Annotated in this window: 13 protein-coding genes and 1 pseudogene; 9 read left to right on the top strand and 5 right to left on the bottom strand. The window is 70.3% G+C overall.

The genetic code is table 11. The features are described 5' to 3' along the window. Positions 1-5 precede the first annotated feature (5 nt). Positions 6-239 (bottom strand): annotated as a pseudogene (locus AB0H43_RS03205) (pirin family protein); the annotation flags it as partial. A 153-nt stretch (positions 240-392) separates the two neighbouring features. On the opposite strand from AB0H43_RS03205, the gene AB0H43_RS03210 reads away from it, so the two are divergent. From AB0H43_RS03210 to AB0H43_RS03235, 6 genes are all read left to right on the top strand, one after another. Then, positions 393-1,367 carry an NlpC/P60 family protein gene (locus AB0H43_RS03210; protein ID WP_359995567.1) on the top strand — a complete coding sequence of 325 codons (975 nt, stop codon included), beginning with the start codon at positions 393-395 and terminating at the stop codon, positions 1,365-1,367. A 128-nt stretch (positions 1,368-1,495) separates the two neighbouring features. Next, on the top strand, positions 1,496-2,611 hold the full coding sequence (locus tag AB0H43_RS03215; protein WP_359995570.1) for an SAM-dependent methyltransferase: 1,116 nt from the start codon (positions 1,496-1,498) through the stop codon (positions 2,609-2,611). Between the two features lie 17 nt (positions 2,612-2,628). Next, positions 2,629-2,937, top strand: coding sequence for a metal-sensitive transcriptional regulator (locus AB0H43_RS03220; protein ID WP_253759776.1), 309 nt, complete (start codon positions 2,629-2,631; stop codon positions 2,935-2,937). A gap of 33 nt (positions 2,938-2,970) precedes the next feature. Continuing rightward, positions 2,971-3,189 carry a heavy-metal-associated domain-containing protein gene (locus tag AB0H43_RS03225; protein WP_359995574.1) on the top strand — a complete coding sequence of 73 codons (219 nt, stop codon included), beginning with the start codon at positions 2,971-2,973 and terminating at the stop codon, positions 3,187-3,189. Continuing rightward, on the top strand, positions 3,182-4,114 hold the full coding sequence (locus AB0H43_RS03230) for a hypothetical protein (RefSeq protein ID WP_359995577.1): 933 nt from the start codon (positions 3,182-3,184) through the stop codon (positions 4,112-4,114). Before AB0H43_RS03225 ends, AB0H43_RS03230 begins: the two co-directional genes overlap by 8 nt. A 41-nt stretch (positions 4,115-4,155) precedes the next feature. Then, a complete protein-coding gene (locus AB0H43_RS03235) occupies positions 4,156-6,357 on the top strand; it encodes a heavy metal translocating P-type ATPase (protein ID WP_359995580.1) in 2,202 nt (733 codons plus the stop codon). Here the strand turns inward: AB0H43_RS03235 and AB0H43_RS03240 are convergent. Continuing rightward, a complete protein-coding gene (locus AB0H43_RS03240) occupies positions 6,336-7,286 on the bottom strand; it encodes a YafY family protein (protein ID WP_359995582.1) in 951 nt (316 codons plus the stop codon). The genes AB0H43_RS03235 and AB0H43_RS03240 overlap by 22 nt on opposite strands. Before the next feature lie 42 nt (positions 7,287-7,328). Between AB0H43_RS03240 and AB0H43_RS03245 the strand changes: the two genes are divergently transcribed. Both AB0H43_RS03245 and AB0H43_RS03250 read left to right on the top strand, forming a co-directional pair. After that, positions 7,329-7,733, top strand: a complete 405-nt coding sequence (locus tag AB0H43_RS03245) for a VOC family protein (protein WP_359995585.1) — start codon at positions 7,329-7,331, stop codon at positions 7,731-7,733. Further along, on the top strand, positions 7,730-8,077 hold the full coding sequence (locus AB0H43_RS03250; protein WP_359995588.1) for a hypothetical protein: 348 nt from the start codon (positions 7,730-7,732) through the stop codon (positions 8,075-8,077). The genes AB0H43_RS03245 and AB0H43_RS03250 overlap by 4 nt, the downstream gene beginning before the upstream one ends. Positions 8,078-8,147: 70 nt before the next feature. On the opposite strand, the gene AB0H43_RS03255 is transcribed toward AB0H43_RS03250, so the two are convergent. Beyond that, a complete protein-coding gene (locus AB0H43_RS03255) occupies positions 8,148-9,110 on the bottom strand; it encodes a hypothetical protein (RefSeq protein ID WP_359995591.1) in 963 nt (320 codons plus the stop codon). Between the two features lie 267 nt (positions 9,111-9,377). Further along, positions 9,378-10,946: a DEAD/DEAH box helicase gene (locus tag AB0H43_RS03260; protein WP_359995594.1), complete on the bottom strand. Its 1,569-nt coding sequence runs from the start codon at positions 10,944-10,946 to the stop codon at positions 9,378-9,380. Between the two features lie 279 nt (positions 10,947-11,225). Between AB0H43_RS03260 and AB0H43_RS03265 the strand changes: the two genes are divergently transcribed. Next, positions 11,226-11,867, top strand: a complete 642-nt coding sequence (locus AB0H43_RS03265) for a ferritin-like fold-containing protein (protein WP_359995597.1) — start codon at positions 11,226-11,228, stop codon at positions 11,865-11,867. A 54-nt stretch (positions 11,868-11,921) separates the two neighbouring features. Here AB0H43_RS03265 and AB0H43_RS03270 read toward each other — a convergent pair whose 3' ends face one another. Continuing rightward, the gene (locus AB0H43_RS03270) at positions 11,922-12,149 is read right to left on the bottom strand and encodes a DUF3107 domain-containing protein (protein ID WP_359995600.1); all 228 of its coding nucleotides are present in this window, start codon (positions 12,147-12,149) and stop codon (positions 11,922-11,924) included. Between the last annotated feature and the right edge of the window lie 104 nt (positions 12,150-12,253).

Consider the following 12,253-nt stretch of genomic DNA (forward strand, 5'->3'; position numbering starts at 1 on the left):
AGGGGTGAGGCTTTCGGCTCGCCTGGGGCGTACTCCACCTCGCCCATCTGGTCCATGTGAATGAAGGGGTCGAGGTGCCGCAGGTCGACGCCCGCGAAGGCCCGGCGCACCGGGAAGCCCTCGCCCTCGAAGCCGCTCGGCGCGGTGGTCACCGAGACGACGGGACGCTCCGGAGTCGTCGGGTCCGGCTGGCTGACGCGCGGCAGGACCAGGACGTTTTCCACGGTGATGGCTGGCATGCGATGAGCGTAGCAGATAGTTGAACCGTCAACTAGTGTCGCGTTCGCTACACGGTTCGCCACGGCCGGCGTCACGCCACGCCGAGAACGGTCGTTGACTGGGACGTGTCGATGCTCTCCCGTTTTGCATGGTACGGCCGGTTTATTCGGTCATTGGGCGTTGCCACTGTTCTCGCGCTGTCGATCACCGCACCGGGTGTCGCCGTGGCCAAGCCGGGCGTACCGCCGGGCCCGCCCGCCGGACTGAGTCGCGAGCAGCTGGCCGACCGCATCAACCGGGCGTCCGACCAGCTCGAAGGAGTCATCGAGCGGTACAACCAGCTCCGCTCCGACCTGCAGACGACGGTCGCGCAGATCACCGTGCTCAAACGGCAGATCGGGCCGTTGGAGAAGCAGGTCGCCGAGCATCGGGCCAAGGTCGGGGTGATCGCGAGCGCGGCGTACACGACGGCGGGGTCGACCACGTTCGCCGCGTTGCTGCACGCCGACTCCACCCGGGACGTCCTGGATCAGCTGATGGTCATTCAGTTGCTGGCCGACGACCAGCGCCGCGAGATCGCCTCGCTGACCGGGCTGCGCCGGGAGTACGAGGCGGCCCAGGCGACGTTGCGTACGCTGATCGCCCAGGGCCGGGCGCAGCAGAAGGATCTCGCCACCAGCCGAGCCAAGATCGAGTCGGATCTGGCCACCCTCCAGCGCTGGCGTACGCACGCCTTCGGCCCATCGGGTACGCCGCCGCACCGCAACGCCCGGGTCGGCTGGGTGAAGCCGGAGGTCACCGGGGTTCCGGCGAAGATCCTCGACTTCGCGCTGGGGCAGTTGGGGAAGGCGTACCGGTGGGCCGGCGAGGGGCCGGACGGCTTCGACTGCTCCGGCCTGGTGCTGGCGGCGTACAAGCGGGTCGGGAAGGAGTTGCCGCACAACTCGGCCCGTCAGTTCGACGTCGTCCGCAAGATCAAACGAGATCAACTCCAGCCCGGCGACCTGATCTTCTTCTACCGGGATCTGCACCACGTCGGGATCTACATCGGCGGCAACCGGATGGTGCACGCGCCGACCCCGGGGGAGAAGGTCCGCATCGACTTCTTCGACGGCCTCCCGATCCGCGGCTACGGCCACGTCACGTAGCCCGGCGTGGCCTTGCCGGCGGCCTCCACTGGATCAGGGTTCTCGGCCGAATCTTGGCCCAAGATTCGGCCGAGAACCCTGATCCAGCGCTGAAGGGGTCGGGGCGGAAGCGTCGGTAGATTAGGGGGATGACGTGGGAAGAGGCCGCCGCTGAGCTGCGGGACGCGCTGCTGAGTGAAGATCTGATCCGGGCGGTCGCCACCACGGGTGCCCAGCGGTTGACCGTGCGGCCGATCGAGGTGAAGTCCGGTCCGGCGCTGCAGATCGTCACCGAGGACGGCGTACGCCCGACGACCAGGACGGTCCCGGTCACGAAGGCGGCCGTCGAGCCGATCCTGGACGAGCGCTATCGGAACTGGCACGTGGAGACGGCCCGGCAGACGGTGAAGGTGCAGATCAGCAAGAAGGGCCGGGTGCTGCTCTCGAAGGGAGCCCCGCCGATCGCGCCGGCGACCACGGGAAAGGCGCATGATCGGGAGAAGCGGCATCTGCTCGACCCGGGTGACCCGCTGTTCGACGTGATCGGCGGCGACGCCCGCAAACGACGGCAGGTCGACGCGTTTCTCCGAGCCCTCGACGCGACCCTCCCGGCTGAGGCGCCCGACCGGCTGCGGGTGGTGGATCTCGGCTGCGGCAACGCGTACCTCACCTTCGCGGCGTACCGCTATCTGACCGGACGCGGCCTGGACGTGCACCTGACCGGCGTGGACGTGCGGGAGGACCAGCGCGAGCGCAACACCCGCCTGGCCGCCGAGCTGGGCTTCGCCAACCTGGACTTCGTCGCGGGCACGATCCTGGACGCGCGGGTCGACGGTTCGGTGGACGTGGTGCTGGCCTTGCACGCCTGTGACACCGCCACCGACGAGGCGCTGGCCCGGGCGGTCGAGTGGGACGCCCGCTGGATCCTGGCCGCGCCGTGCTGCCACAAGGACATCTCCCGGCAACTCCGCGAACGGCAGCCCGAGCGGCCCGAGGCGTCGGCCCTGACCCGGTCGGGCATTCTGCGTGAGCGGTTCGCCGACGTGCTCACCGACGCCTTGCGGTCGGCGATCCTCCGCGAGCAGGGGTACGCCGTCGACGTCGTGGAGTTCGTAGACTCCGCCCACACACCCCGGAATCTCCTCCTGAAGGCGACCCGGACCGGACGCGGGAACCCGCCGGTCGCGGCGGACGACTATCAGGCGTTGGTGTCCGAATGGGGTGTGCGTCCTCACCTCGCGGAGTTGTTGCACCGGATACCCTAGGGGGGTATGGTCGAGGCATGACGGAAACAACTGCCCTCGACAACCACGGGCACAGCTACAGCGCGGCCGAGGACAAGCAGGCCCTGCTCAGCCGGCTGCGTCGGGTCGAAGGCCAGGTGCGCGGCATTCAGCGCATGGTCGAGCAGGACACTTACTGCATCGACGTGCTGACCCAGATCTCGGCAGCCACGAAAGCGCTGCAGGCGGTCGCGGTCGGCCTTCTGGAGGACCACCTCGGGCACTGCGTCGTGCAGGCCGCCCGCGACGGTGATCCGACGGCCAAGGTCAAGGAGGCGAGCGACGCGATCGCCCGCCTGGTCCGCTAGCGCGACAGCGCTTCCGCAACGAGGAGAGTCACCATGTCTGTCGAGACGACCTACCAGATCAAGGGCATGACCTGCGGCCACTGCGCCCAGGCGGTGACCGGCGAGCTGACCCTGCTGCCGGGCGTACGCACGGTCGAGGTCGACGTGCCGGCCGGTGTCGCCAAGGTGAACAGCGACGCGCCGCTGGCCCTGGACGAGGTGCGTACCGCCGTCGACGAGGCCGGCTATGAGCTGGTCGGGATCGATGGCTGACACCGAGACGCCGGTCTCGAAGCCCCGCCCGCGGACTGCCGACCCCGGCGGCCTGCGGGTGGGCGTCATCGTCGGCGGACTGGTCATCGCCTTGATCGCCGGGTTCGCCCTCGGCAAGGCGATGGGGTCGCCGTCGGCCTCCGGCGGGACTCCCTCGGGAGTGACGCCGACCTTCAACGAAGCCAGCCCGCATACGCACGCGATGACGGGCATGACCGGCAGCGAGGTCGGCGGCCTGTCGATCAATGCCGCCGGCTACACGCTCGTCCCGAAGCAGACCAGCTTCAAGACGGGCGTACAGGACTTCCGGTTCCTCGTGACCGGGCCGGACGGCAAGCCCGTGTCGACCTTCGCGGTCGTGCACGACCGGCCGCTGCACTTCGTGCTGGCCCGCCGCGACCTGTCGGGCTACCAGCATCTCCATCCGACGATGGCGCCGGACGGAACCTGGTCGGTCCAGGTGAACCTGGCCCAGCCCGGGATCTGGCGGGCGATCGCCGACTTCACGGCGATCGGCGCGGCCGGGGCGCAGACCGCTATCACGCTCGGCACCGACCTCACCGTCGCCGGCTCCTACCAGCCGACCGCCGTACCAGCGGTGGCCCGGCAGGTGAGCGTCGACGGATACACCGTGGCGTACGAGGGGACGCTGCAGCTCGGCGCGACGTCGCCCGTGCTGTTCCGGGTGTTCTCGGACGGCAAGCCCGTCACCGTCGACCCCTACCTCGGCAGCTACGGCCACCTGGTCTTCCTACGCGAGCTGGATCTCGCGTATGTGCACACCCATCCGGAGACACAGCTCACGGGTGGTGCGGTGAAGTTCTGGGCGACCGCGCCCAGCACCGGGACGTACCGGATGTTCTTCGACTTCCAGGTGAGCGGCAAGGTCCACACCGCCGCGTTCACTCTGGTCTTCGGGAACTGACCGTCGTCCGCCCAAACCACACTCGGATTGGGAGGACACCAATGCAAACGCAGAACGTCATCGAGCTGAGCATCGGCGGGATGACCTGCGCGACCTGCGCCGGCCGCGTCGAGAAGAAGCTCAACAAGATGCCCGGCGTCACGGCGTCGGTGAACTTCGCGACCGAGACGGCGCACGTCTCCTACGAGCCCTCGGTGACCGTGAACGACCTGGTCGCGACGGTGGTGGCCACGGGATACACGGCGACGCCGCCGGAGCCCGAGGTCACCGAGCCGGCCGAGGAGAAGGAGCACGACCCGCTCTTCCAGCGACTCGTCGGCAGCATCGTGCTGTCGATCCCGGTCGTGCTGCTCTCGATGATCCCGGCCCTCCAGTTCGACAACTGGCAGTGGGCCGCGCTCACCCTGGCCGCCCCCGTCGTGACCTGGGGCGCGTGGCCGTTCCACCGGGCGGCGCTGCTCAACGCGCGCCACGCCACGGCCACCATGGACACCCTGATCAGCCTCGGTGTCGCGGCGTCGTTCCTGTGGAGCCTCTACGCGCTCTTCATCGGCGACGCCGGGATGACCGGCATGAAGATGCCGCTCGACCTGTTCGCCCGCTCGGTCACCGAGCAGCACCTCTACCTCGAAGTAGGCGCCGCGCTGACCACGTTCCTGCTGGCCGGGCGCTGGTTCGAGCACCGCGCGAAGCGTACGGCGGGATCGGCTCTGCGTGCCTTGCTCCACCTCGGTGCGAAGCAGGCGACGCTGCTGGTCGACGGCCAGGAGCGTACGGTGCCGGCCGCTCAGCTCAAGGTCGGCGACGTGTTCGTCGTCCGTCCCGGGGAGAAGATCGCCACCGACGGGGTGGTCGTCGAGGGCGCCAGCGCGGTCGACGCCAGCATGCTGACCGGCGAGAGCGTACCGGTCGAGGTCGGGCCGGGTTCCGACGTCGTCGGCGCGACGGTCAACGCGGGCGGGCGGCTCATCGTCCGCGCCACCCGGGTCGGCGCGGACACGCAGCTCGCGCAGATCGCCAAGCTGGTCACGGAGGCGCAGTCCGGCAAGGCTCCGGTGCAGCGGCTCGCCGACCGGGTCAGCGCCGTCTTCGTCCCGGCGGTCATTCTGATCGCGCTCGGCACGTTCGCCGGGTGGCTCGCGGTCACCGGCAATGTCACGGCCGCGTTCACCGCGGCGGTCGCGGTCCTGATCGTCGCCTGCCCCTGCGCGCTCGGCCTGGCCACGCCGACCGCGCTGCTCGTCGGCACCGGGCGCGGCGCGCAGCTCGGCGTCCTGATCCGGGGGCCGGAGGTCCTCGAGTCCACTCGCCGCGTCGACACGATCCTGCTCGACAAGACCGGCACCGTCACCACGGGTGTCATGGCGCTCGCCGGCCTCTCGCCCGCCGAGGGGTTCAGCGCCGACAAGCTCCTCTGGTACGCCGGAAGCCTGGAACAGGCCAGTGAGCACCCCATCGCCCGAGCCGTCGCGGCGGCGACCCCGGAACTGTCCCGGGTGGACGACTTCACGGCGCTGCCCGGGCTCGGGGCGTCCGGCGTGGTCGACGGCCGGACGGTCTTGGTCGGGCGGGCCTCCCTGCTGTCCGACAACGGCGTAGCCGTGCCGGCCGACGGAGCCCGCGAGGACATGACGTCAGTGGCGGTCGCCGTGGACGGGACGTTCGCAGGCTGGGTGCACGTCGCCGACACGGTCAAGTCGACCTCGGCCGACGCGATCGCGGCGCTGCGCCGGGAAGGACTGCGGCCGGTGCTGCTGACCGGCGACGCGGCCGGTCCGGCCGGCCTGGTCGCCGATCAGGTCGGCATCGCCGCCGCGGACGTGGTGGCGGGCGTACTGCCGGCAGGGAAGGTCGACGCCGTCCGGGAGCTGCAGCAGCGCGGTGCGGTGGTCGCGATGGTCGGCGACGGGGTCAACGACGCCGCCGCTCTGGCCGCGGCCGACCTCGGTCTCGCGATGGGCACCGGCACCGACGCCGCCATCGAGGCCGCCGATCTGACCCTGGTCCGGGGTGACCTCACGGCGACCGTGGACGCGATCCGGCTGTCGCGGGCGACCCTGCGGAACATCAAGCAGAACCTGTTCTGGGCGTTCGCGTACAACCTGGTGTTGATCCCGCTGGCCGCCCTCGGCCTGGTGACGCCGGTGCTGGCCGGCCTGGCGATGGCGTTCAGCAGCATCTTCGTGGTGTTGAACAGCCTGCGGCTCTTCAGGTTCCGCGGCTACTCGGCGGCCGCCGAATAGCTCGCGGCCAGCTGCCGCAACAGCTCACGAAGCTCGGGCGGGTTCACCGCGGTGAACCCGACGCCGAGCTTCGTGACGTAGGTGACCAGGCCGAGCAGCGAGTTCGTGCCGGTCTGGAAGAGGCAGGTCTCGTCGTCGATCGGGACGAGGAGGCCTGCCTCCGGCGGTATCCGGCCGGCGAGCGCCTCGGCCGAGGCGTGGAGCCGCACCTCCGCCTGATGGGGCCAGGCCTGGGAACCCACCCCACGGCGTACGCGGTCGGTCGCCTCCTCGTCGGTCAGCTCCCTCGGCGTGAACCGGGGGCCGGCGGGTGGCCGGGGCGTGATCCGATCCGCCCGGAAGGTACGCCAGTCGCCCCGGTCGAGATCCCAGGCCAGCAGGTACCACCGCTGTCCGGTGTAGACGAGTCGCTGCGGTTCGACGGACCGGGTGGTGTCGCCGGAGTGTCCCGTGTAGTCGAACCGCAGGCGCTCATGGTCCCGGATGGCGGCGGCGATGACCGTCAGATGCTGTGGGTCGACCGCAGGACCACCGCCTGCCGCGAAGACCGTCGCCCGGCGTACGGCGTCGACCCGGCCCCGGAGCCGGGTCGGCAGGGTCTGCTGAAGTTTCGCCAGTGCGCGTACCGACGGCTCTTCGATGCCCGCGACCGAGCCCGCCGCGGCCGCGCTGAGCCCGACCGCGACGGCGACCGCCTCCTCGTCGTCCAGCAGCAGCGGCGGGACCGTTTTGCCGGGGCTGAGCCGGTAGCCGCCGGTGGTCCCGGTGCTGGAGTGGATCTCGTAGCCGAGGATGCGCAGCCGCTCGATGTCGTTCCGCACGGTCCGGCTGGTGACCTCCAGCCGGTCGGCCAGCTCCGCGCCCGACCAGTCGCGCCGCGACTGCAGCAGGGCGAGCAGCCGTAGAAGTCGGACCGAAGTCTCCAGCATTGAGGAATCATACGTTCCACAAGGCTCGTTAACCTGGTTCTCATGAGCACACTTCGCGGACTCGCCACGATCAGCCTCTTCGCCGACGACCTGGACGCCGCCGCCCGGTGGTACGCCGACCTCCTCGGCGTCGAGCCCTACTTCTCGCGGGACGGCTACCGGGAGTTCCGCATCGGCGACTACCAGCACGAACTCGGCATCATCGACCGGCGCTTCGCCCCGCCGTCCAGTACGCCCGGCGGCGTGATCGCGTACTGGCACGTGGACGACCTCGACGGCGTCTTCGCCCGGCTGCTGTCGATGGGCGCCACCGAATATCAGGGCGTCCGCGAATGGGGCCCCGGTTTCGTCACCGCCTCGGTCGTCGACCCGTTCGGCAACATCCTCGGCGTCATGACGAACAAGCACTACGTCGAGGTCCTGGGCTCCTTGGGCGATGCGGCGTGACTGCGCTGACCTTCGCCGACGCCGACGCGTTCGCCGCCTGGCTCGACGAGCACCACGCCCAGGAGGAGGCGATCTGGCTGAAGATCGCCAAGAAGGGCTCACCCCACCGCACGTTGTCGAACATGGACGCGGTCGAGGTCGGGCTCTGCTACGGCTGGATCAGCAGCCACCGTAAGCCGCTCGACCAGGACTTCTTCCTCCAGCGGTACTCACGCCGGCGGCCCCGCAGCCCATGGTCGCAGGTGAACAAGGACCTCGTCGCGAAGCTGACCGCCGACGGGCGGATGCGGCCGCCTGGGCAAGCCGAGGTCGACGCCGCTCAAGCCGACGGGCGCTGGACGTGATCATCGCGCACTTCCGGAAGGTCGCGTACCTATCCGTGGTGCGGTGAGGTACCTGGGCCTCCGGAGATCATCACTTGAGGGCGAGCGCGAGTTCGCGGGCGGTGTCGGCGAGCAGCGTGGAGGGGCGGATCGGCGTACCGGCCAAGGCGCTGATCAAGGCGGTGAAGCCGGGCAACGGATAGCCGTCCGGCTCGGCCACCGCCGGAGCATACCGGGCCAACGACGGCCGGCCCCGCTCCCACGCCTCCAGCACCTCGTTCCGGGACGGCACGCCGAATCCGTGGCCGACCGGGGCGGCGTGCCGGAGGCGTACCAGGCCGGAATCGCCCAGCGTCGCCGCCAGCTTGCAGCCGACGTCGAGCAGCTCGATCTCGGCCCGGCTGTGCCGCAGCAGCACCGAACACGGCCGGGGACAAGCCGCGGCGCACACGCCGAACGCGTGCGACGTGAGGGAATGCAGCCGATCCAGGTACGCCCGCCAGCCGCTCGGCGGCTCATGCGCCACCTTCACCGAGCGCAGGGCCGCTGACTTCTCCGCCTTCGTCTGCGGACACTCCCGGGTGTCCTCGCCCCAGAGGCTGTCGTCTCCGCGTACGTCGGCCGGCAGCCGGGCCGGATCGCCGGCGTGCCCCAGCACCCGCTCCCAGACCAGGAGCGAGGCGTACTCGCTGACGATGTGGACGGCGGCCACCACACCGGTCATCTCCCGCCGCTCCCAGCGGGCTGCGATGACTTCCAGCAGCAGGGCGTACGCGGGACGCAGCGACGCCAGCGCCCCACGGTCCGCTTCGCCGGGCGCCTGCGGCATCCGGCACGCGAGTGCCCGCGTACGCAACTCGGCCGGGACGTGATCCTCGCCGAAGTCCTCCGCGTCCAGATCCAGCAGCCGCTGGCCGAAGACGCACAACTGCTGCACCTGGGCGATCTCGCGGGTGGACAGCTCGACGTCGGCGCCCTGCGCGACGAGGGCCGCGACATCGGCGAACGAGTAGCGCTCGGCGAGCGAGATCAGCACCTCGTGAACCGTCTCCACGCTGCAAAGCTTCCCACGCCAGCCGTCAATTCCGGGTCGGCGTACACGTAGACGCCAGGCCAAAGCCGAACCAGTTCACCGGTACGCACTGCGTTTTCGACGGCCCAGCGAGGGATGCTCGCTATCCGGCCGCACATAGAGATCATGTGCCGCCCGCCAGCGCTGTAAGGACGTTCTAGCGCTGGCAAGCGGCACATGATCTCTATTTCGGGCCTCGGATTGCTGGTGGATGGCACTTGATCATGCCAAGCGTCAGCGCGTAGGGCCTCAGTCGGTGGTGGCGGACGCCGAGCCCGGCTTCCGCGGACTCCGGCGACGGCGGCGAGCCTTCGCAGCCCCGTCGGCAGCGCCGGCCGAAGCCGCGACGGGCTCCGGCGAAGACGGGCCCGACGGGTCCGAGAAGAGGATCTGCGTCGCGTCGCCCTTGACGACCTCGCCGTTACGGCGACGGCGGCGCTGGCGCGGCTCGCGGTCGGCGGGCTCGGCGTCGGCCGCTGGGGCCTCGGCGGGCGCTGCGTCACGCGTACCAGTGGAGGAGCGGCGGGACCGGCCACGGACCGGACGCTGACCGCGGCGGCCGCCCCCAAGGTCCTCTTCCTTCTCCGCGGCCAGGCCGGCCCGCGACCGCTGCGCGGACGGCAGGGTGGCGGCGGCGTCGGCCGGGATGTCGAGGTCGGAGTAGAGCCACTCGGAGGTGTGGTAGGTCTCGCGCGGCTCGGGCTCGCCGATCTCGAGCGTCTTGTCGATGATCCGCCAGCGCGGCATGTCCTCCCAGTCCACGAATGTGACCGCGACGCCCGTGGCGCCCGCGCGGCCGGTCCGCCCAATGCGGTGGACGTAGGTCTCGGGGTCCTCGGGGCAGTCGAAGTTGATCACGTGCGTGACGGCGGCGATGTCGATGCCGCGGGCGGCGACGTCGGTCGCGACCAGGACGTCGATCTTGCCGGCCCGGAAGGCGCGCAGAGCCCGCTCGCGGGCGCCCTGGTTGAGGTCGCCGTGGACGGCCGCCGCGGCGAACCCGCGGAAGTCGAGGTCCTCGGTGACCCGGTCGCAGTTGCGCTTGGTGCGGCTGAACACCATGGTGAGCCCGCGGTCCTTGGCCTGCAGGATGCGGGCCAGCATCTCGAGCTTGTTCAGCGAGTGCGTGCGGTAGACGAACTGCTTCGTCTGCGGGCTGACGCCCGGCTCCTCGGAGTGACCGGCGTGCACCGTGATCGGCGAGCGCAGGAAGCGCCGGGACAGGGCCACGATCGCGTCCGGCATGGTCGCCGAGAACAGCATGGTCTGGCGCTGCTCGGGGAGCATCGAGAGGATCTTCTCGACGTCCTCGAGGAAGCCCAGGTCCAGCATGCGGTCGGCCTCGTCGAGCACGATCGCGAAGACGCTGTTGAGCTTGAGGTGCTTCTGCTTGATCAGGTCGAGCAGCCGGCCCGGGGTGGCGACGAGGATCTCGACGCCCTTCTTCAACGCGTCGATCTGCGGCTCGTACGCGACGCCGCCGTAGATCGGCAGGACGCGGACGCCCCGGAGCTTGCCGGCGGCGGCCAGGTCCTTGGCGACCTGGAGGCCGAGTTCCCGGGTCGGGACCACGACCAGGGCCTGCGGCGCTCCGTCGCCCCCCTCCTCGGGGCTGACGACCCGGTCCACCAGCGGCAGGCCGAAGCCGAACGTCTTACCGGTGCCCGTCGGGGCCTGCCCGATCAGGTCCGCGCCGCGCTGCGCGATGGGCAGCGCGTACTCCTGGATGGCGAACGCGTGGGTGATGCCGATCTCGCTGAGTGCGGCAACGGTCTCTGGGCGTACACCCAGATCAGCAAAGGTAGAAGTGGTGCTCATGGAGTTGTGGGGTGCCCTCTCTCATGCGCCCCTTCGCTGCAAAGCACTTCTGGGTATGGGGCGCGCTGTGTCATCGGCGCGGTCAGGTCTGCGCCTGCGGTTCGCGTGGGCCGCACCCGTGCGCCAGGCTGGTCACCAGCCGGCAGGCCCGGGGGCCGCACGCGGGTCGCAGGCCGGAGCGGCCTGCGACAACACCTATATCGTACGCCGAACGGGGCGTTCCGCGCACTGGGTAGTCACGTGATCACAAGACGCCGTTCGCGCTGTAGGGTGCCAAACGTGTCCGAGAACACACTCTCCCCAGGCTTCCGCGACCTCCTCGGCATGCTCGCGTACGCCGAACTGCTGGCCTTCGACCGCATGGCGGCCGACGCCCGGCTCGCCCCCGACCTGCACCGGCGGGCGGTTCTCTGCGAAATGGCGGCGGTCGAGATCGCCAACTACCGCCGGATCTCCGACCGGCTCGCCTCAGCCGGGATCGATCCACCCGAGGCGATGACACCCTTCCTCGGTGCGCTGGCCTCCTACCACGAGGCGACCGAGCCGACCGACTGGCTCGAGGCGCTGACCAAGGCGTACATCGGGGACGGGATCGCCGACGACTTCTTCCGGGAGATCGCCGAGCAGCTCGACGACCCCGACCGGGAACTCGTCCTGCGGGTGTTGCACGACGACGCGTACGACGACTTCGCCGGGGGTGAGATTCGCGACGCGATCGCGGCGGATCCCAAGATCGCCAATCGGCTGTCGATGTGGGCGCGACGGCTGGTGGGCGAGGCCCTCTCCCAGGCGGCCCGGGTCGCCGCCGAACACGGCGACCTCGTCGCCCTGATCGGTGACGCCGAGGTGGGGGAGCAGTTGTTCACGCGGCTCAAGCAGGCGCACGCCCAACGGATGGCCGCCGTCGGGCTCAACAACTGACGCTGACGCCGAGCCCGCGCCGGCTTCCCGACGCGGGCTGGGCTCACACCTGGGTCAGCGCGGGGTGAAGCCGACCGGCCGGGTCTGCGCCTCGGCGATCTCGACATACGCCAGCTTCGCGACCGGCACGATGACCTTGCGCCCCTTGTCATCGGTCAGGGCCAGCACGCCCGAGTCGGACGCGAGCGCCGCGGTCACCAGCTGCTCCACCTCCGCCGGCGACTGGGTGCTCTCCAGCACGAGCTCGCGGGCCGCGAACTGCACTCCGATCTTGACCTCCACGGACGGGTCCCTCCTCGGTTGCGCGCGACGGCCATCGGCCGCCGTTTGTCGAAACACTATCGCGCGGTGTCAGCCGGATTCGGCTTCCCGGGACCGTGTTCGCC

The sequence above is a fragment of the Hamadaea sp. NPDC050747 genome (assembly GCF_040654195.1).
GTDB lineage: Bacteria > Actinomycetota > Actinomycetes > Mycobacteriales > Micromonosporaceae > Hamadaea.

What these genes read in the sequence shown, in the direction of transcription:
- AB0H43_RS03235 (WP_359995580.1), top strand. Translation starts at nt 4,156, where the DNA reads ATGCAAACGCAGAACGTCATCGAGCTGAGCATCGGCGGGATGACCTGC.
- AB0H43_RS03220 (WP_253759776.1), top strand. Translation starts at nt 2,629, where the DNA reads ATGACGGAAACAACTGCCCTCGACAACCACGGGCACAGCTACAGCGCG.
- AB0H43_RS03215 (WP_359995570.1), top strand. Translation starts at nt 1,496, where the DNA reads ATGACGTGGGAAGAGGCCGCCGCTGAGCTGCGGGACGCGCTGCTGAGT.
- AB0H43_RS03230 (WP_359995577.1), top strand. Translation starts at nt 3,182, where the DNA reads ATGGCTGACACCGAGACGCCGGTCTCGAAGCCCCGCCCGCGGACTGCC.
- AB0H43_RS03240 (WP_359995582.1), bottom strand. Translation starts at nt 7,286, where the DNA reads ATGCTGGAGACTTCGGTCCGACTTCTACGGCTGCTCGCCCTGCTGCAG.
- AB0H43_RS03225 (WP_359995574.1), top strand. Translation starts at nt 2,971, where the DNA reads ATGTCTGTCGAGACGACCTACCAGATCAAGGGCATGACCTGCGGCCAC.
- AB0H43_RS03245 (WP_359995585.1), top strand. Translation starts at nt 7,329, where the DNA reads ATGAGCACACTTCGCGGACTCGCCACGATCAGCCTCTTCGCCGACGAC.
- AB0H43_RS03260 (WP_359995594.1), bottom strand. Translation starts at nt 10,946, where the DNA reads ATGAGCACCACTTCTACCTTTGCTGATCTGGGTGTACGCCCAGAGACC.